Origin of the sequence: Chitinophaga filiformis (assembly GCF_021646545.1) — a bacterium.
GTDB lineage: Bacteria > Bacteroidota > Bacteroidia > Chitinophagales > Chitinophagaceae > Chitinophaga > Chitinophaga filiformis_A.
In genome coordinates this window covers 1,326,691-1,347,537 of the sequence record NZ_JAKIRP010000001.1, presented here as the reverse complement: position 1 = coordinate 1,347,537, position 20,847 = coordinate 1,326,691, and the positions used below count along the sequence as shown (strand labels likewise).

The window sequence follows — 20,847 nt, the reverse complement described above, 5'->3', positions numbered from 1 at the left end:
CCTTTGATGATATGTTTTGATTGCAGGAGTATAAAACGCAAACGCATGTATACTCCTGCAATCGAAGCTATGCCAGCCTTTTAAACAGCCCACAACGCACCGCCTACACTATCTTTGTCAGCGCCTGTTACACCAGCCAATGCATTGGGTTCCTGCCTCCAGCGTAAGGCGCCCAGCAGTGCAATCATTAACGCATTGCGGAAAGGCTCCTGCTGTACCGTTACGGCAATGTTCAACGGTTGTAATATTTCGGCTATCACTTTTACCAGATATGTATTTGCAGTACCTCCGCCTGTAAGCAATAAGCTGTTTGCGCCCTCCTCTCCTTCGTGTGGCTGGAAGTCTTTCATTACTTTCTCAATCTGCGCTGCAATATGGTGTGTATAAGTGTTCAGTTTTCCCTGTGTTGACAACTGATGTTCCTGGATCATTGGCATTACAACACCGGTTCCAAATTTTGAAGCGAGTGTTCTTGGATAACTTTCATGGTAGAATGCCAATCCATTCAGTGCATTCAATAATGGCTGATCAGTCACACCGCCTGCTGCGAGCTTTCCCTCTTCGTCATAGCTACGACCGAGTGTTTCAGCCAGGCTATCCAATACATAGTTACAAGGACAGATATCAAATGCCAGCAATTGACCTTCTTTCTGTAGGGCCATTGTCGCGTTTTCTCCCAGGTTGATCCGGTAACGATAATCCGGGAACAACAGCTGCTCGGCTATCGGAAAGATAGGCGCTCCTTTTCCTCCCAGGGCAATATCCATAGCACGCAGATCGCTGATAACCGATAAACCGGTTACAGCAGCAATTGCAGCACCATCTCCCAGCTGAGCGGTCATCTTCTGTGCCGGCACATGAAATACAGGATGCCCATGCACCACTATGAAATGCACCTGGTGGTCCAGCTGGTGTTGCGATATGAATTGATTGACAGTATGGCCGATGTAATGCCCGTATTCGCTGTTCAGCAACAGGTAATCCCTGGCAGGCAGATTTGCCGCTCCTCCCAGTTTCTCCTCCCATTCCGTAGTATATGTCAGGCGCTCTGCCGCCTTTATCTCATAGGTCCATTTACCCCTTACTTCCGTCAGGGCTGCAAAAACAACATCCAATCCTGCCAGCGAAGTGCCTGACGTTACGCCTATTACATTATAAACCATGCACTAAAATTTGTGCAAAAGTAAATAATGTGGTGTTTACATACTTTTTTTTCACTTTTTATGGAATCGGGGGTATGTGGAGCATCATATAGGCAGACTAAAAAATTGTGCTATGCAAAGACATCTGTTCCTCCTGCTGACAGGGTTGTTCATCCTCAGTATATCGGCCACTCCCGGATGGGCGCAATCCCAGAATAAAATAGAGGGGACTGTCACCGACCACAATACCAAAACACCGCTGGCCGGCGCTATGGTACAACTGGCAGCTCCCGCTATCAATAAGACAAAAATCACTACCAATAAAAAAGGTCAGTTCAATATTTCCTTTGATGGAAAGCAAGCCATCATTTATGTTTCACTGACAGGCTACAAGACAGATACACTGCTGGTTCCCTTTAACCAAAAAGGTAAGCTCAATATCCGCTTAAAGCCGGTTCCTGCTACCGCGGATGATATTAAAATTAAAAACCTGCCACAACGGATAGTCATGAACGAACAGGCGCCAGCACCGCCACCGGCAATGAAAGAAGTGGTAGTCACAGGTTACGGAATACGAAGAGACAAAGTAATGATCAGTGGTGTCAATTCTTCAGCTATTTATGGATCAAGAGCGTCAACAAGTTATTACGGCCATCAAACTGAAGATTACAGCCCAATCAATGAGAACATTTTCCATGCTGTTACAGAACAACCGCTGAGCACTTTCTCCATTGACGTAGACCGTGCTTCCTATTCCAATATCAGGCGTTTCCTGAACAATGGCGAGCTGCCTCCCACGGATGCAGTAAGAGTGGAAGAGATGATCAATTATTTCGATTATAGATACGGTAATCCTACGGGAAATGCACCTGTGGCCATCCATACAGATATGGCTGTTTGTCCGTGGAATACGGATCATCAGCTGGTACGTATTGCATTAAAGGGCAGGGAAGTAGCAAAAGACAATCTCCCTCCTTCCAACCTCGTTTTCCTGATCGACGTATCCGGCTCTATGTCTGGCGCACAACGGTTACCACTGGTAAAGCAGGCATTCAAAGCGTTGACTGCTCAGTTAAGACCAGCTGACAAAGTAGCAATCGTGGTATATGCAGGTGCAGCTGGTTTAGTATTGCCTTCTACTTCCGGAGAAAATAAAACTGCTATTCTTGATGCGCTGGACAAACTGGAAGCCGGTGGCTCTACTGCCGGTGGAGAAGGCATCGTGCTGGCATACAAAACAGCAGCGGAGAACCTATTACAGCATGGCAATAACCGCGTGATCATTGCTACTGATGGTGATTTCAATGTCGGCCCCTCCAGCGATGGAGAACTGCAGCGCATTATTGAGCGGGAACGTGAAAAAGGCATTTTCCTTTCCGTACTGGGTTTTGGCATGGGCAACTACAAAGACAATAAACTCGAAATACTTGCCGACAAAGGAAATGGCAACTACGCTTACATAGACAATTTCGAAGAAGCACGCCGTACGTTCGTTACTGAGTTTGGCGGAACCCTGTTCACAATTGCAAAAGATGTAAAGCTGCAGATAGAATTTAACCCCAAATATGTACAATCGTACAGGCTGGTAGGTTATGAGAACAGGATGCTGCAGAATGAAGATTTCAACAACGATAAGAAGGACGCTGGCGATATGGGAGCAGGACATACTGTAACTGCCTTATATGAGATCGTTCCGTCATCTAAGGGAAGCGAACAGCCACTGGCGGTAGATCCGTTGAAATACCAGCTGGCAAAACAACCTGCAGGGAACAGTTCGGAAGTACTTACCGTCAAACTGCGTTACAAAGAGCCCAAGGCCAGCACCAGTCAACTAATCACACAGGTATTGCGCTGGAAAAACCAGGATATTACTGCAGCTCCTGAGGATTTCCGTATGGCCACGGCAGTTGCAGACTTCGGATTGCTGCTGCGCAATTCCGAACATAAAGGAAACGCCTCCTGGGATCAGGTCCTTAAACTGGCTGGAAATGCCCGTGGGACAGATGAAGAAGGATACCGCGCAGAATTCATTCAATTGGTTAAAAAAGCGCAATTAATCAGTAACAACCATGGTACAAAATAGTTCTGTAAGCCGGCCTTCATCCATCGTTTGTGTGAGTTAAATCCATAGTATACGTTAGTTAATCCACCGTTTGTGTTAGACCGGTTATAGGTTTCAGTCCTGTGACCGGTCTTTTCGTTACTTTATTGTTATTTACACTTTCAGGCTCTGAAAATTTTGGTATTTTGCATACATGATAGTGAATCTAAGTAGCACCAATTCGTTAGTAGGCAACTGGTTGAGTGAGATCAGAAGCGTGGAAGTACAGACAGACCGCATGCGTTTCCGGCGCAACATGGAAAGACTCGGAGAAATAGCAGCTTACGAGATCAGTAAAACATTGGAATACGAAGAGAAGGAAGTCCAGACACCATTGGGCATTGCCAATTGCAGGGTGTTGAAACAACAACCTGTTCTGGCCACTATCCTGAGGGCAGGGTTAGCCCTCCATCAGGGACTGCTTCACTACTTTGATAAAGCTGATCATGCCTTCATTTCTGCTTATCGTAAGCATAAACACGACGGCACCTTCGATATCAACCTGGAATATGTGTCCAGTCCTTCTATTGATGGCCAGGTAGTTATACTATCAGATCCCATGCTGGCAACGGGTGCATCTCTGGTGAAAACCATCGAACACCTGCAAAGCCTGGGAAAACCCAAACATATTCACCTGGTCGTAGCAATTGCCTGTACTGTAGGGATAGAATATGTTCAGAGACATGCAGACAGTAACCTAAGCATCTGGGCCGGCGACATTGATGATGAACTGACAGCCAAAGGATACATTGTACCAGGACTTGGAGATGCCGGAGACCTCGCATTTGGAAACAAACTACAACAGTAAGAGCCAAATATCGACAGATAGGATATTCTTTAGAGGAAATGAGTAGTCAACCAAAGAAAAACTATTTCGTTTAGTCATTCATTCATAACACTTTAGGGGGTTCCCATAAACAATGTTATATATTTTTAATTTGAAATATGAGCAGCATTGTGTACCTTCACATGGAACCATGGGAAAACCCTATACTATTCAAGTATTGTTTTATGAAAAAAGTGTTGCTGTTTTTCACGCTTGCCCTTTATCTGATGAACCCGGCCAGGGCGCAGGACCCGCATTTTTCGCAGTTCTTTGCCTCTCCACTCACACTTAATCCGGCATTTACAGGCCTGTTTTCAGGCGACTTTCGTGTTTCAGGGAACTACCGTTCACAGTGGAGAAGTATCTCGACTCCCTTTACTACCGGTACTGCTGCAGTAGACTTTGGAATTCTGAAGAATGTACTGTCCTATACTGATATCTGGGGTGTTGGGGTAATGGCGATGTATGACAGGACCGGCGGTGGTGCACTGACGTCGACCTATCTCAGCTTTAGCACAGCTTACCACAAAGGTCTGGATCCGGAAGGAAACCATACCCTGGCAGTAGGTTTGCAGGCTACTTACGTACAGAAACGACTCGATCAGACAAAGCTGGTATTTGAAAATCAGATAGACAACACCGGTTACAATCCTTCCATCCCAAGTGGCGAGACCTTTGTAAACCCGACTATCTCCTATCTTGATCCAAATATCGGTATCCTCTATAACGGTCTGGTAGGTGAATCATCCAATATCTACATGGGTGTTTCCTATTACCACATCACACAGCCTACTGAAACATTCATGGCGCAGAACAACAACCGTCTGACGTCACGCTGGACAGCTCACGGTGGAGGCTCTGTACCGGTAAATGGCAATAACCGCATTCACTTCAGCGCCCTCTATATGAAACAAAGTACAGCTTCTGAATTTGCTTTCGGTGGCGCTTACGGTTTCAACCTGAATGGCGATGACGAAAATCCGACTACCTTCTATCTGGGTAGCTGGTGCCGTCTGAAAGATGCGATCAACCCTTACGTAGGTCTCGAGATCAACGGTTTCACTATCGGCGCTTCATACGATATGAACGTATCTACTTTGAAACCGGCATCTAACTATCGTGGTGGTATGGAGCTTTCCATCATCTACGTGCACAGACGCAATGAAGGTAGCAAGTACAGAACTTTGTGTCCAAGGTTCTGACCTGATAAATCATTTCAAAATAGCCTGCCAGTTGCATAAGCTGGCAGGTTTTTTATTGCCGCCCTATATTTTTTACCATTGTTCCACTGATTTTTAGTTACTTACAACCGGATCAATGCTTATAGCGAATAACTAATCACTAAAATTCCAGGATTTTGTTTTCATTCAGAGAAGTGCTGGCCGCAATTCAGGCCTACGGGAAAGCACATCAGTTTATTATGCAGCACAAGTTATGGAAATGGATACTCGTACCCGGTATACTGTATTGCATATTGTTCATGACGGGGAGTTACTTTGTATGGGGATATTCAGGAGATTTTGTGGAATACCTGTTTAACCTGTTGCCATTAAAAACATGGATCCAGGATCTGGAAAGCAGCTGGGTCAGCTTCTTCTTCATCCTGCTGGCATTCTCTATCAGGATCATGATACTGCTACTGTACTTTTCCTACTATAAATATCTTTTCCTTATTCTCGGATCCCCATTGTTCGCCTATCTCTCAGAGAAGACAGAGGCCATCCTGGAACGCCGGGAATTTCCCTTCAGCATGCAGCAGTTTCTCAAAGACATGGCGAGGGGTATCACTATCTCGCTGCGTAATATGCTGTATCAGACTATCGCAGTCGTGTTATTGATCGTGCTGTCATTCATACCGATAGTGGGCTGGATCACACCATTGTTTGCCTTCTTCATAGAGTGTTACTTCTATGGCTTTTCCATGGTCGATTACAGCTGTGAGCGGCATCAGATGAGCACAAGGCAGAGTATCAGGTTTATCAAGGATCACAGGGGTATTGCATTGGGTAATGGCATTGTGTTTTATCTCCTGATGTTCATTCCGGTGCTTGGATGGGTACTGGCGCCGTCCTATGCAGTGATTGCTGCCACCATTCATTTATCAGACAAAAAGTTACTTCATGGCGCAACCTGGTAAAGTATACCTGATCCCAACTGTACTCAGTCCGGACACGCTTCATACTATTCCGGCCTATATTACACCCATAGTACAGCAGATCACCGTATTCTTTGTGGAGAATGAGCGTACCGCCAGACGGTACCTGAAAGCGCTGGATAAAAGTATCAACATAGATGCCCTGCAGCTACTGCTGATGCATGAAAATCATCCGCCGGATACTGCGCTGGCAAAACAAATATTACTCTCAGGAAAGGATATTGGGGTGATCAGTGAAGCCGGTTGTCCGGCTATTGCCGATCCGGGGCATCTTGTAGTACAGGTAGCCCATGCCATAAATGCACAGGTCATTCCCATGGTGGGTCCCAACTCCATGTTACTGGCCCTGATGGCATCAGGCATGAATGGGCAAAACTTCCAGTTCGTGGGCTATCTGCCGGTAAAACCACCGGAAAGAGTAAAGGCCATACGCGAGCTGGAAATGCAATCGCAAAAGAAACAACAGACGCAGCTTTTCATAGAAACGCCTTACCGTAATAATCAGCTGCTGAAAGATATACTCGATAACTGCAAAGAAACTACGCAGGTATGCGTAGCGGCAGATATTACCGGACCTGAAGAATTTATCCGCACAAAGTCGGTAAAGGCCTGGAAACAACAGTTGCCGGAGCTGCATAAGAAGCCAGCCATATTCCTACTGCTGGCACAATAAACAATCAGCAAAAATCACCAGAGATAAAAAATCCCCGGGTTGAAAACCCGGGGCTATAAACAATCGGCACCAGAGGAGCCGATTTGTCGTTATGTTGGTGCGCATATGTCCCCGGGGTTGAAAACCCCGGGCTACAAACACACGGCACCTGGAGCCGATTATCGTTTGTTACATCGCCGGGGATAATGATTTACGCCGGATTCATTCCTGGTATTCATTCCCGATCTCTTTTCTATTAATTCGCTACTTCTTTCACTGTGATCACGCTGTCCACAATAAAGTTGCTGACCCCGCGCCAGGGAAGTGAGCCCAGATATTCCTTGTAATGCAGCTCTACAAACTTTCCGCTGCTGGTCATGAGACGATCGGCCACACGTTTGTCTGTCACAGAGAACTGAAATTCATTTGACTGCAGCGCTCCGGGCTGTTTAGAGCGGTAGCCACTCTGGATAAGACGGCCTTCGAATGTCTTGAAAACGTACCCCTTCTCTACAAAGTAATTCAGCTCACCCGCTTTCACCCCGCGACCGAACACGAAGTAGTATCTATACAGGAAAATAAAGGCCAACACCACAAGTACGCCACCCACCACCATAAAAAGGAATCTGCGCATATTGTTTATTTGATACAGGTAAGGATTAAAGTCCGTATTTATCGATCAGATAGATCAACCCGGCCATGCTGAAAGCACCTAGTTCCAGCTCTCTCTTATTCACCGCTTCAAAGGTATCATTGGCAGCATGGTGCAGATCAAAATAACGCTGGGAGTCAGGCATTAGTTCGCCAATAGGAGTACCTATCGCCTCATACAGTTCTCCAACGTCCACGCCTCCTCCGGCAGATGTAAAGTCATATACATCATAAGGGCGGAATAAAGGTGCCCAGGAGATGATCTTAGCCTGTTTCTCTGCCGGCATCATGAATGAAAAGCCACGGGGCGTAAAACCACCTGCATCGCTTTCCAATGCGAAGATATGGTGCTCTCCTTTCGCTTTCGCTTCAGCGGCATATTTCTTACCACCGCGGGTGCCATTCTCTTCATTGGCAAACAGCACTATACGGATAGTACGTTTAGGTTTAATGCCTGCCGCTTTGAATGCACGCAGCAATTCCACTGACTGCACGCAGCCGGTACCATCATCATGCGCTCCCTGGTTTACATCCCAGGAATCCAGGTGTCCGCCTACAGTGATAAACTGATCGGGGAATTCCGTACCACGGATCTCACCGATCACGTTGTGCCCAGTAGTATCAGGCAGCATTTTACAATTGGTTTTCAGGTACAGTTTCAGGTCAGATTCACCTTTCAGCCGGTTGCTCAGCAGTTCGGCATCTTCCAGGCCTACGGCTACAGCCGGGATCTTAGGGAAGGAATCATTATAGTGCATGGCCCCTGTATGTGGTAAATTGTTGGCGCCATGGGTCATGGACCGTACCACTACTGCGAGTGCGCCATATTTGGCAGCACGGCTGGCGCCTTGTCCGCGGTATCTTACTGCGTCTCCGTATGACTCGAAGGTGCGGATAAACTCGGGTTTAAAAGCGTAGTTATAAAACACGATCTTCCCTTTTACCTGGTCTTTCTTCGCCTCCAGGTCTTCAAAAGAGGAGACTTCCAGTACAGGTGCAGTAATGCCGGAAGGGCCGCTGCCTACTGAGTTACCCAGGGCCAGTACATTCAGCGGAGGAATAAAGTCGCGGCGGCGGGAAATGATACGCACCTCTTCCTTCGCGCCTCTTACCCAATGAGGTACCTGGCAGGCCTGCATATAGACAGTGTCTGCACCGGCATCTTTTAATACTTTTTCACCCCATTTTTCAGCTTTCACCATTTGCGGAGATCCGGCAAGACGGCCTCCTACCTGCTGGGTAAGATCCCTCAGATTAGAATATGCCTTACTATGTGTCAGGACTTCGGTAGCCAGTTGTCTTAAAACCAGGGAGTCGCTCTCCTGCTGTTGTGCACATACCGGGATGGTGAAGGCCAACAGCGCCGGCAGCAGGTAATTTCTCATAAGCACGTCGATTTTGGGACTAAAACTAACTAAATAACATTGTTATTCAAATGGGTTTATCATACATATATTTTACATGATATACTTTACATGCCGCTAATACCATTTACCGGCAATGTCAGCTTAAAATGTTATAATTTTGTACCCTGTATTAACGTAAAAAACTGTGTTCTGCGTGAGGCGTTCTGCATTCTGTGCTAAACGTTCGGCACTAAGCGTTGGCTATAAAGTTTTAAACAACAACACATGCGAATTGGAATAGTATGTTACCCAACTTATGGGGGTAGCGGTGTACTAGCAACGGAACTGGGTAAGGCGCTGGCAGATAAAGGACACATGGTCCATTTCATTACTTATCAGCAACCCGTGCGACTCAATGCCTTTCATGCCAACATCTATTATCATGAAGTGCAGGTCCCCACTTACCCGCTTTTCGATTTTCCACCTTACGAGTCTGCCCTGAGCAGCACCATGGTGGATGTTATACTTAACCAGCAGTTAGACCTGCTGCACGTACACTATGCCATTCCGCATGCATCTACTGCCTACCTGGCTAAACAGATCGTGAGCAAACAAGGCAGAACGGTACCTTTTATCACGACCCTCCATGGTACAGATATCACCCTGGTAGGTAAAGACAAGACCTATGCACCGGTAGTGACCTTCTCTATCAATGAGTCGGACGCTATTACCGCAGTATCGAATAATCTCCGGGAAGAAACATACAAGTCTTTTCAGATCGAAAAAGATATCGAGGTGATCTACAACTTCGTGGACACGGAGCGTTTCAAACGCCGGGATAAGGAATTGCTGCACTTCAGGAATGCCATTGCTCCCAACGGCGAGAAGATACTACTGCACGTATCCAACTTCCGTAAGGTAAAACGCGTTCCCGATGTAGTGAAGATCTTCCAGAAGGTAAGGGAGAAAGTACCTGTTAAGCTGTTGCTCGTGGGCGACGGTCCCGACAGGCCGGCTATCGAAGCAATGTGCCGGGACATGCATCTGTGCGGGGATATCCGCTTCGTAGGTAAGCAGGAACAGCTGGAAGATGTGATGTCTATTGCAGACCTGTTTGTACTGCCTTCCGACTATGAAAGTTTTGGTCTGGCAGCACTGGAGGCTATGGCCGCAGAAGTACCGGTGATCTCCTCCAATGCTGGTGGTTTGCCGGAAGTGAACATTCATGGCAAGACCGGTTACCTGAGTCCCGTCGGCGACGTGGACAGCATGGCCGAGCATGCTACCCGCCTGCTGCTGGATGAGGAGCTGCTGGCTACTATGCGTAAAGGAGCCCTGGAACAGGCTCAACGTTTCCACATCAACAATATCATTCCGCAGTACGAAGCGCTCTATGAAGAAGTAATGAACAGGGCGCTGGAGTCGATAGATAAGTGATTTAAATCAAAAAGGCTGTCCGCGGACAGCCTTTTTGATTATAGCTTTCTTAGATTATTTCTTCCTGATCCAGAATTCGGGGTTCTGCTTTTGTATCCCTCTGTAGATCTGCAGTTCAACCTCTCCCAGGTTCTCCAGTTCATTGGTGCCGGCAGTACCGATCACCTGACCTGTGCTCACTCTGTCTCCTGTTCTTACGCTTACTGTCTGCAGACGGGCATAGTTGGTAAAATACTGTCCGTGCCTGATGATCACCAGTGAGCCTCCACCCGGAATAACGGCTACTGTTCTTACTTCTCCCTGGAAGATCGCCCTAACGGCGGCTCCACGGTTGGTACCGATGATCACACCATCATTCTCAACAGTGATACGGTCAATTACAGCATGCTGCTGGCGGCCAAAGTGCCCGATGATATGACCGGAGCTTACCGGCCATGGCAGTTTACCACGGTTATTTTCAAAGCTTTCTGACAATGCGAGGGCTTCTGGTGTCGCTTCCAGCACGTTCTCTGTACGTACCGGCTTCTCTGGTTCCGGTGCCGGGGCTGGTGGTTTAGGAGCCGGTTCGGCAGGTTTATCAGGCTTATTTTCGGCTACAGCATTGTTATTCTTAGCAGCGTTTGCAGCAGCGGCATTAGCAGCAGCAAGCGCCGCAGCCTTCTTCGCCGCCTCATCTCTTCTCCGTTTCTCTTCGGCAGCAGCTTTACGTTTTGCCGCAGCTTCCTCTTCTGCCTGCCGGCGGGCTATTTCGATCTCACGGCGTATTACAGCCTGAATGGCTGACTGTACTTTCTGTGCATCTTTTTTGTTCTTCTTAATATCTGCCAACAGCTCCTTTTCACGCCCTTTCAGGTTGGTCAGTACTTTGTCTTTCTCTTTCTTGTCCACCTCCAGGATGTTCCGCTGCTCCTGTTCTACCTTCAATGTACCGGAACGTTTCTCTTTCTGTTCCTGCAGGCTTTCTATTTTTTTGCTCAGCAGCACACGTGTTTCAAGAATGTTATCTGCCTGCCTGCGACGGTAATCCCTATACTGTTTGAGATACTGATATCTTTTGATAGCGTCGTTGAAAGATTCTGCAGAAAAGATGAAGTTCAGCATATCGTAGGTACTGCGGTTCTTATACGCATATACGACCAGCTGGGCATATTGTGACTTCAGGGTGTCAAGGTCTTTCTCCAGGGTCTTAATATCCCTGTAGGCAGAATTGATATCACCGTTAATGAAGTTGATCTCTTCGTTGATATTGTTGATAAGACGGGTACGCAATGAAATCTTTTCCCGCAGCGCCCGTAGTTGGCTGAGGCTCTCTCTTGTTGATTTCTTGGTAGTTTTGAGCGCTTCGTTGGCCTCGTCGATCTCACGCTGCAACTCTCTCTTTCTATGCTCCAATTCTTCCCGCGACAGTTGGGGAGCCTGTGCATTCAGCAAGGCCGGTAGTAAACCTAAGATTATTACAAACGGGAAAAACTTCTTCAGATTCAGCATGATGGTTTTAAAGATAGCTGCAAAATAGCAATTTACAAATTTCAGATACATTCCGTAACACTCCTACTCTCTTGAATACCCTGAGGGGATAGTAAACGGAAAGCTCACCGGCTGATCAAAATCTATTTTGTTAAAATCCATGTTGATCTTCGTGTAACTTTTATCTTCCACAAAAACCCTACGGCGGGTGGCAAATTTAATCTTATCCTGCGATTTGTACTCACCATATGTCAGTTCAACCGAACGCCTGCGTGTGCTGTCTTTATCCATCACCTTGCTTTGTTGCAGAATGTAATCATCTGCAAAAACGTTGAACAGGCTAGTGAATATTGTACTGTCGCATGTAAAAGAGATCACTGCTGGTGTCTTTACTACCTGATATACAGAGTCAGTGAGATATACCGGGTTGCCGATAATCAGGTCCTGCAATGTCTTAAAATCGAATGGGATATTCAGAACGTCCTGTGCATTCTTAAGATCACGGAGATAAGCTATTTTATGAAATTTGTCGATTGCCTTCAGGCTATCAGGTGTAATGATAGCCCTGGCCACTTCGCCTATAATTGGTGCTGACACGGAGATCCAGATGAAACTGTCTTTCTGCATCCGCATATTTGCGTTGATGCCTGACATTTGTTTGGATTCTGTTTCGAAGTCTATCTTTAATTTAGCGGCGAAGGTGTTGAAGGATATATAGTTACTGCGCAGTTTTGAGAGCAGTTCTTTGTTATAAGCGCTGGCAGCTGCAGCTGATGCGCTGTCTGCTTTTGCAATAATGTTATGCTGGGTAGTATCTGTTACAGGAAAAGAGGTACCTGCAATCTGTCGGCTATGCCTGCATGAAAAGAGTCCCGTGCTTACAATACCCAATACTATCAGTGCTAATGTTTGCTTCATCATGATCTTTAATTCAATACATTCCCATTTCCCCGGGGAAGTTCGCTATTCCCTTTCGGTTGCAAGTATATACCGTTTTTCTGCAATTTTACGGGCTAATCCCACTGAATTAGCTCCCTTTTGTTTGGCTAACTGCCAATATTCCAGGGCTTTGTCTACTTCATGGAGGTTAAACAGTATATCTCCGTAGTGCTCCAGCATATTAGGGTTCTCACGTGCTTCCTGTGACTGCAGGGCTTTTTCCATCCATTCTCTGGCCTGCTCATAACGGGCCATACGGAACAGGATCCAGGCATATGTATCCATGAAATTGACACTTTCCGGTTCCAGTTCAAGTGAACGTTTGGACATGCTCTCTGCCTTACTTAACTGCTCTCCGCGAAGAGAGAGATAATAACTGAAGTTATTCAGTACCAGTGCGTCATCCGGCTTCAACGCCAGTGCACGGTCATAGCTGCTATCAGACTGCTGATGCTGACCTGTTGCATGATAGGCGTCGCCCAGCAGGGAGTAAACATCTGCCCGTGTATTTTTGTCCCCATTGCCATTCCCTGTCTGTAGTGCAACATTTAAGGCATCTATGGATGCAGGATAATTCTGCAGCAAAAAGTTCGCCACCCCTTTGAAGTAATGCCCCATAAATTCCCTCGGAAAACGCTCTGTCACAATTGAGCTCACTTTCAGCAGATTGTTTGAATCTTCTTTACGGGAGTAGATCCACATCAGTTGATACCAGACGGTAAAACGTGTAGAATCCAGGCTCACTGCTTTGTTGTAGTCAATCAACGCGCTATCCAGCATACCCGCCTGTGAGAACATATCTGCCTGCAGCGCGTAAGCTTTGGCTTCTTCCGGGTGTGCCTCAATAACCAGCTGCGCCAGTTGCAGTCCTTCTCTCAGTTTACCCGTGTCCACTCCCTGCATCTGCAGGTAAGGATAGACATAGGCTACTTTTTCATCAATGTTATAGTCGGGATTGGCAAATGCGCGGGTCAGGTAAGCCCAATATTCATCATACTTACCTTCTTTTTTGGCATAACCTGATAGGGCTATCAGCGCTCTCGGATTGGAAGGGTCCCGTTGGAGTACTTCTTTATAGATGGCAGTGGCTTCCTCAGTACGGTCGTTCGAGTTATAAATATCTCCCAGGATGAGGTAATATCTTACATCATCCGGGTTCTGATTGATCAGCTTATGTACTTCTGCAGCGGCATCTTCCATTCTGTTCAGCTTGAGATAGAGCCGCTGTTTCTGGAAGGCCAGTTCTTCTATCAGGCCTGTTTTTACTTCCAGGGAATCAAAGACTTCCAGCGCTTCTTCCGATTTGTCTGCTTTTGCCAGGAACATGCCTTTGTTGTACAGATACTCGTCATTGTCGGGATAAGTATGGGCGAGCCGGCCATATACGGCGGCGGCGCTGTCAAACTGGGCATTTACCCCGAAGGCGTCTGCCAGTGTGATCTGAAACCACTTGTTAGTGCCATCGAGGCTCACCGCCTTACGGGCAAAACCCAATGCATAACCGGGGTTACGCACCTCAATGAACAGACGGGCCAGTTCGTAATAAGCGGTAGGATTGTTCCTTCTCAAACGAAGATAATCTGAGAATTGCGTAATAGCCGTGCGATAGTCGCCCAGCATCTTAGATCTTTCGGCTGAGTAAAAGAGACTATCAGCACGCTGTTCCAGCAGGGTGGAATCCCTGATGGAATATATCTGACGGGAAGATGAGCGGCTGGCAGTTGATTTGGAAGAATTACAGGCAGTTCCCACCAGACAACAAAGGCCTGCCACCAGCAGTGGTAAGCGGCCTACCAGTCGGTTTAAAGCCGGCAGACCATTCTTTCCAGGCAAGGTCCTATCGTTATTCCGGATTGTGAACATTTATTAAGATTTACCCGTGTGGCCAAAACCGCCGGCACCACGTTCTGTTTCTGTCAACAGTTCTACCGCTTCAAGTCTGGCCTGTACGAAAGGTGCTATCACCATCTGGGCAATCCTTTCACCGGGGGCAATAGCCTGCGGTTCGTTTGACAGGTTGATCATTATGATCTTAATCTCTCCCCTGTAGTCGGCATCAATAGTACCGGGAGTATTCAGGAGGGTAAGCCCCTGTTTAATAGCCAGGCCGCTGCGTGGTCTGATCTGGGCTTCATACCCGGTAGGCAGCTCTATGAACAGGCCGGTGGGTATCAGCATCCTTTCCAGGGGTTGCAGGGTGATAGCTGTTTCCAGGCTGGCCCTGAGGTCCATCCCTGCCGCTTCTGCTGTGGCATATGCCGGGAGCGGATTAGCGGATTTATTGATGATCTTTACTGTTATAGCTGCCATTGTTGCAAAGGTATTTTAAATAGTCCATAGTCTGCCGATTATGAACATTTGATTCATTTTTGCCGGATATTCCGGCATAATCACCTGATTCTTACCGGGATATACAAATGTATAACTCCGGCGATCTAATTTTTTTCCAGGAGGACGGTAGCATAGGCCACCACTCCTTCTTCACGCCCCACAAACCCCAGTTTTTCTGTTGTAGTAGCCTTTATAGATACTTCTTCTGTAGAGATACTCAGTATTCCGGCGATAGTTTCCTGCATCTGCACTACATATGGCTTGATCTTAGGCGCCTGCAGGCAAAGCGTACTATCAATGTTCACCACCTGATAGCCCCTGGCGGAGATCAGCTCTTGTGTACGCTTCAGCAGTATCTTGCTGTCAATGTTCTTATAAGTGTTATCGGTGTCGGGGAAATGCATGCCGATATCTCCCAGGCTGGCGGCTCCTAACATAGCATCACAAATGGCGTGCAACAGCACATCGGCGTCGCTGTGCCCCAGGGCTCCTTTATGGTGCGGCACTAACACTCCTCCCAACCAGAAATCCCGTCCTTCTGTTAACTGATGAAAATCTACTCCAAGGCCAATGCGCAATTTAGTCATGACAGATGTATAAACTTTGAAATATAAGCTTTTAACTGTTAAAATTATCGCAAATTAAAAATCCTCCGGGGATTTCCGGAGGATTCTGATATTTTAAAAAAACATTAACTATTTAACTACCAGCTATTACCAGGTGTTGCCACCTTCTTCTTCCCTGTGGCCGAGATCAAAGATCAGGGAGAAACGCAGGGTGTTTGACAGTGGGTTACGCTGGATACCATTACCGGAAGGCACGAGGTAAGAGAAGTTCAGGCCGAACATGTTGTATTTAACACCCAGACCGGCGGTTACATACTTACGGTTACCTTTATTCTTGTTTTCGTAGAAATAACCGGCGCGTACAAAGAACTGATCGTTGTAGCTATACTCACCACCCAGGGAAACAGTTACTTCCTGGAGTTCTTCCTTCATGCCACCCGGAGCATCCCCGAAAGATGAAAACATACCGGAAATGGTAGACTTTTCGCGGTAAGCACCGGTACTATCAGGGGTAGGCACCAGCAGTTTATTCAGGTCGAGTGTGAGCATTACTTTGTTGCTCTGGTCCATACCGATGGTGTAGGCGGTACCGAGGGCAAAGTTGGTAGGCAGAAAGTCTTTATTGGTAGCTGACTCTGTATAGGAGATCTTGGTACCGATATTAGTGAGAGCCAGACCAACGTTCCAGGTATTTACAGCGCTATTGTCTTTCTCATAATCTTTTGTGTAGAACAGCGACAGGTCAGTGGCAAACGCTTTACCTGGCCTGATCACACGACCGTTGATATCACCACTGGCCAGATTGGAATAAATGAAACGTCCAGCCAGAGCAACCGAGAAGTTATCTGATAGTTTACGGGCATAACCTGCGTCAAATGCGAATTCGCGCGGACGGTAGTCATAAGTAGGCATACCGGTAACATCCGTAAAATTGATAGTACCTAAGGAAAAGTAACGCAGCGAGCCGGAAACTGTCTGAAACTCATCCAGCTGATAATAACCTGACAGGTTAGCAAGGAACACGTCATTCACGAGTTCTTTCAACCAGGGGGTGTAAGTAACTGATATTGCGGAACGGGTTGTAGCAAACGGGATCTTGGCAAGGTTCCAGTAGATGGAATTTGCGTCCGGCGAGGTGGCTACGCCGGCGTCACCCATAGCTCCTGCCCTTGCATCAGGAGAAATACGTAGAAAAGGTACCGCGGTGTTAATGGTGTTCGTGCGTCCGTCCAGATCATCAGTGGAAATCTGGGCAGAAACAGACAGAGAGAATAGGATGCAACAAATTAAGACAAGGTTTACAGTTGCCTTTCTGATCATGCAATTATACATGCAATAGTGTTTAGAACGAGTTGTAAAAATAGTTCGAAAATCTATATTATCAATAACAGGGGTCTGGTAAGGGACTCGCGAATCAAGTTTGTGCTTTTGATGCATAGGTTAAAATACAGTTACTTTTCCGCCTAAAATTCGTGTTTTACCATTCGCTGTTACCAAAATACTATATATGTAAATTCCAGGCGACACCCGGGCGCCGGAATCGGCAGTTCCGTTCCAGGATGCTCCTACATAACGGCTACCACTATCATTTATTGTATGATGTATAGTTTTTATTTGTTGGCCCATTACCGTAAAAATCCTGACTGTCACATCCAACGCATGATCCTGCTGATTATGCTCAAAAGTGAACTGCGTCTGATCGTGGAAAGGGTTTGGAAAACAACCAGCTTTCCCTATAGACATCTCAGTTGACCGTACTACTCTAAACTGCAGCGTGGCCGTGCCGGAGTTGTTGTGGGTATCCCATGCTTTTATTGCCATTGTATGCACGCCTTCTGACAGGCCGTACAGTGGGAAACGGACCGTTCCTTCCTGGTAACTGTCTGTTGTGGCCTCAAAAAAGCTGTTCAGGATATAATATTGCCCTTCCTTATCGTCCAGTGTGGCTATCAGATCGTGTCCAATGCCATAACCGGAGGTATTGATGCCCTGTTCATCCTTCAGTTGCAGCAACAATACCGGATTCTCTCCTGTGATGCCCCCGTTGCGGAAATATTCATTATCCAGGTATGCTTTTATAACAGGGCCCAGCTCATCTTGTTCAATACTCTCTGCTGTTCCACCTACCTGTACGCCTGAAAACACGCCTCCCGCCGCTGTTACACCATTGGCAGCATAAAAACTGAGTGTTCCGGCGCCAGCCTGGTAATCAATATCTGCCGGCACCACAAAAGTGCAGGAGAACCGGCCATTCTCAACAGTCTGCTGACCACGGTATAGCATATTTTGTTGCTGGTAAAAGCCTGCTTTGGCGCTACCGGCATCATTTCCGCGGGTGTATTGCAGACTAGGTTTGTCATACACGGTCGTGTACAACATGCCTTTATAAGTATCCTGCCGAATGCCCTGCTCATCTTCCAGGTGGCCTTTTACCGTGTATTTACCCATTGCTTTCAATGTATCCGGTATGTCATTTACCGCCTTTCCGTTGATGGAGTCCGTTACTACATGATACCTGGGAAAAGCCAGTGTCAGCGCCGGATCGCCCAATAACTGGAACTTACGGTTGTTAGGAATATCAATATAAGTAGCATATGTCAGGTTCTTGGCCTCCATGGCTGCCTGTCCAAGCGTGGGCATACGTCCGTCGGCGTCCGGTGTCAGCAGCTTTTGCAGATAATTGGCATTCATCACTTTATTGGAAGCAGAGAATACCGTCCGGGTAGTCGTCATCAATGCAATACCACCACCATTTTCCTGCAATAGCAGCTTCTCACCGAGTGAGACGTAAGCCGGATTATCAAAAGGCGCAAAGTCGCAGGTAGCTGTGATAAACAGCGGCAGTTTACCGGCGTTCTTCCAGGTAGCCAGGGAGCCTTCCTCCATGATCACTTCTTCTGCCAGACGGGAGTAACTTCCGTGCCCGGTATAGTTCCAGATGAGGGTCCCGTCAAAGATATCCTCAGCTATGGCCGCATTTACTGCCGGATAACGGCTCCCGCCTGCGTCAGCTATTTTGGGATAGGCATCCAGGTATATCTTGTCAATATGTCCTGCGGGCCATCGTGCAGCTACGATCTCACTCATGCTTTCTGCATCCTGCAGGTGCAGGTTATCATCACCGTCATCCGCCACGATCGTAATGTGTTGCTGCCAGCGACCAAAGTTAGCTGGTACATTATATCCCATAATCTTATTCACCACTGCTTCAGCCTGAGCAGGCTGCTGAACTGGCAGGCGGCCTATCGCGATGTCAAGCAGGTTCTGTCTGCTGTTGTCGTTGATATCGTCTGCGTCGTCCAGGAAGCCGAAAAAATCGTCTGAGGGATAAGCATTTATCGGATCTGCAGACACGCTGCTCTGCCATGTGGGTACCAAATTGGTGTTACCCGCCACCCTGTTCTTATAGTCGTATGAGGCATCTCCGAACAATAACAGGTATCGCAGCCCTCCTTTATCATAACACATCTTTAGAAAGTCTCTGACAGCCACCGGATCGGCTGTACCTGAGCCAAACTCATTATAGATCTCATTCACTGTTACCACTTTCACGGTCAGTCTGTCGTGTGTGCCATGCCAGGCGGCCAGTCTGCTGGCAGCCGCCTGAAAAGCGGGTGTGGTCACAATCAGCATATCTGCTCCACCGATGCTGTGCAGGTCCTGATTGGCTATTGGGCCGGCTGCAAGCGGCTGCAGATATCCCCGTCCGGAGAAGGCTGCATATTCGTGCAGGGTACCACAATCTCTTGTAAAGGACAGTGAGGAACCTGCCAGTTGGGTCTTGATCCTGACTGGCTGCAGCGGGTTTGTCACATCCCATACAATCGTCTGGCGGTCCGCCTGTTCCAGTCTGAACTGCGCGTTCTGACCGGGAGTTACAGAGGCTATATCTCTGAAAAAGAGCGGCTCCTGCGCTGGCAGTTGCAGCGGGCACCGGGCCTGTAAGGTCAGATAGTCCAGCCACCCCTGCGCCCCACTTCCTCCGGGCGTAAAACTAAGCGTGACAGGTACCGCTGTGCCGGCAGGTGAAGCTGCATAGTAGCCCGTTGCTACGGAAGCAAAAGACTCGAATATGTTTCCACTCACGGGCGACAATGACAAAGAACCCAGCATATTATTTCCAGCCTGTATGGAAAAACGGCTGGTACCGACTCCCCTGGCGGCTACCCTTGCTCCTATTTTCAGGGAAAAAGGAGTCAATGGCAGAGAGAAATTAACATTGCGTGTGGGCTGTACACTACTGAATACACTACCCCACCACTGCTTACCGCTGCTTAGGAAGTTAATGCTATCACTCTCATAAAAGCTATGATAATCAAAGCTGTTGACCGTCACGCTGGCAGCCGGTGTTGCGGCATCCTCAGCGATCCTTTTTCCCGGGGAGGTGCCGGCGCTCAGGAAATACCAGGCAGTGTCCGAATAAAGATTGGCCGTATGAACGAAATTCCCGCCCTGGTATTGCCAGCTGTGCGGACCCGGTGCATAAAACAACAGGTAATCTCCTTCTTCCATCAGCGCAACCTCCGGCAGATCATCATATCGGAACGCTGCATTGCTTTCAGGCAGCATACGTCCTCCGGTACCATATAGCCTGACGCCCTTCAGGTCAGTATTCATTCCCAGGCTGGTCAGCAGGTTTTTATCTATTTTATAAATGCCTTCCCGGGTGATTGCCAGTTTTTGCCAGCTACCGGAGGAAAGCACAGAATGTGCGGCGTAAGGTCCTCCTCTCCCATTACCCCCTGATACCCATTGACAGAGGAGCAATAAAAAAGAGAAGGGAAGAAACTTCATAGTGGGTATTTGCGCAAACATAGCGATTATAAAGTATATTTATGGGGCGGAATCGACCATTACGGCTGTTGTCACGAAATGTCTGCATCTGCCTTTGAATTGTATTTCAGTTTTTTATAACATGTGAATATACGACAGCGGGACATTTTATGACATACTATTTCAAACACTATAATAAGTAGCCATTATCCGGCGTTTTAATTCACGGGAGGACGTATTTTTGTTCCCGTTGCAGGTAAAGTGCGCTTTAGGTCAGAAAGGAGGGAGAATAAGCAAAGAAGTAGGAGTATATTTACAATTGAACCATACCATGTATCTATGAGTCATCAACCAGAAGCCAGCTACCGCCAACGAGCCACCAGAAAGCACTGACGGCCTTTACAGTTAAGATAAACTTAATACGTATTCCGGACAGCCTTCAGAATCATAAAACACTGATT

At 47.3% G+C, this 20,847-nt stretch carries 16 protein-coding genes; 6 read left to right on the top strand and 10 right to left on the bottom strand.

Annotated features, from left to right (window positions below):
- Positions 1–80: 80 nt before the first annotated feature.
- On the bottom strand, positions 81–1,163 hold the full coding sequence (locus L3C95_RS05630; protein ID WP_236385808.1) for an anhydro-N-acetylmuramic acid kinase: 1,083 nt from the start codon (positions 1,161–1,163) through the stop codon (positions 81–83).
- Between the two features lie 112 nt (positions 1,164–1,275).
- Between L3C95_RS05630 and L3C95_RS05625 the strand changes: the two genes are divergently transcribed.
- The 5 genes from L3C95_RS05625 to L3C95_RS05605 all read left to right on the top strand — a co-directional run bounded on the left by L3C95_RS05625 (position 1,276) and on the right by L3C95_RS05605 (position 6,897).
- Positions 1,276–3,225, top strand: a complete 1,950-nt coding sequence (locus tag L3C95_RS05625; RefSeq protein WP_236385807.1) for a vWA domain-containing protein — start codon at positions 1,276–1,278, stop codon at positions 3,223–3,225.
- A 172-nt stretch (positions 3,226–3,397) separates the two neighbouring features.
- Positions 3,398–4,051, top strand: a complete 654-nt coding sequence (gene upp / locus L3C95_RS05620; protein WP_149698363.1) for a uracil phosphoribosyltransferase — start codon at positions 3,398–3,400, stop codon at positions 4,049–4,051.
- Between the two features lie 203 nt (positions 4,052–4,254).
- Positions 4,255–5,271 (top strand): PorP/SprF family type IX secretion system membrane protein, encoded by a 1,017-nt coding sequence (locus L3C95_RS05615; RefSeq protein WP_236385806.1) that lies wholly within the window; start codon positions 4,255–4,257, stop codon positions 5,269–5,271.
- A gap of 155 nt (positions 5,272–5,426) precedes the next feature.
- On the top strand, positions 5,427–6,206 hold the full coding sequence (locus L3C95_RS05610) for an EI24 domain-containing protein (RefSeq protein WP_236385805.1): 780 nt from the start codon (positions 5,427–5,429) through the stop codon (positions 6,204–6,206).
- The gene (locus tag L3C95_RS05605) at positions 6,190–6,897 is read left to right on the top strand and encodes an SAM-dependent methyltransferase (protein ID WP_236385803.1); all 708 of its coding nucleotides are present in this window, start codon (positions 6,190–6,192) and stop codon (positions 6,895–6,897) included. Before L3C95_RS05610 ends, L3C95_RS05605 begins: the two co-directional genes overlap by 17 nt.
- Positions 6,898–7,132: 235 nt before the next feature.
- Here the strand turns inward: L3C95_RS05605 and L3C95_RS05600 are convergent, their stop codons facing one another.
- Entirely contained in the window at positions 7,133–7,510 is a 378-nt protein-coding gene (locus L3C95_RS05600) for a hypothetical protein (RefSeq protein WP_236385801.1), read from the bottom strand.
- 25 nt (positions 7,511–7,535) lie between these two features.
- Positions 7,536–8,912: a M20/M25/M40 family metallo-hydrolase gene (locus L3C95_RS05595; RefSeq protein WP_236385800.1), complete on the bottom strand. Its 1,377-nt coding sequence runs from the start codon at positions 8,910–8,912 to the stop codon at positions 7,536–7,538.
- Between the two features lie 246 nt (positions 8,913–9,158).
- On the opposite strand from L3C95_RS05595, the gene bshA reads away from it, so the two are divergent.
- A complete protein-coding gene (bshA, locus tag L3C95_RS05590) occupies positions 9,159–10,310 on the top strand; it encodes an N-acetyl-alpha-D-glucosaminyl L-malate synthase BshA (RefSeq protein WP_236385799.1) in 1,152 nt (383 codons plus the stop codon).
- A 54-nt stretch (positions 10,311–10,364) separates the two neighbouring features.
- Here the strand turns inward: bshA and L3C95_RS05585 are convergent, their stop codons facing one another.
- The 7 genes from L3C95_RS05585 to porU form a co-directional block, all read right to left on the bottom strand.
- Positions 10,365–11,798, bottom strand: a complete 1,434-nt coding sequence (locus tag L3C95_RS05585; protein ID WP_236385798.1) for a murein hydrolase activator EnvC family protein — start codon at positions 11,796–11,798, stop codon at positions 10,365–10,367.
- A gap of 63 nt (positions 11,799–11,861) precedes the next feature.
- Complete coding sequence (locus L3C95_RS05580; RefSeq protein WP_236385797.1) at positions 11,862–12,698, bottom strand: DUF4292 domain-containing protein; 837 nt, start codon at positions 12,696–12,698, stop codon at positions 11,862–11,864.
- 42 nt (positions 12,699–12,740) lie between these two features.
- Entirely contained in the window at positions 12,741–14,579 is a 1,839-nt protein-coding gene (locus L3C95_RS05575) for a tetratricopeptide repeat protein (protein ID WP_236385796.1), read from the bottom strand.
- Between the two features lie 3 nt (positions 14,580–14,582).
- Positions 14,583–15,026 (bottom strand): dUTP diphosphatase, encoded by a 444-nt coding sequence (gene dut, locus L3C95_RS05570; RefSeq protein ID WP_236385795.1) that lies wholly within the window; start codon positions 15,024–15,026, stop codon positions 14,583–14,585.
- A 125-nt stretch (positions 15,027–15,151) separates the two neighbouring features.
- Positions 15,152–15,634 (bottom strand): 2-C-methyl-D-erythritol 2,4-cyclodiphosphate synthase, encoded by a 483-nt coding sequence (gene ispF, locus L3C95_RS05565; protein WP_236385794.1) that lies wholly within the window; start codon positions 15,632–15,634, stop codon positions 15,152–15,154.
- Between the two features lie 126 nt (positions 15,635–15,760).
- Positions 15,761–16,945 (bottom strand): type IX secretion system outer membrane channel protein PorV, encoded by a 1,185-nt coding sequence (porV, locus tag L3C95_RS05560; protein WP_236385793.1) that lies wholly within the window; start codon positions 16,943–16,945, stop codon positions 15,761–15,763.
- Between the two features lie 108 nt (positions 16,946–17,053).
- Positions 17,054–20,407, bottom strand: coding sequence for a type IX secretion system sortase PorU (porU, locus tag L3C95_RS05555; protein ID WP_236385792.1), 3,354 nt, complete (start codon positions 20,405–20,407; stop codon positions 17,054–17,056).
- Positions 20,408–20,847 lie beyond the last annotated feature (440 nt).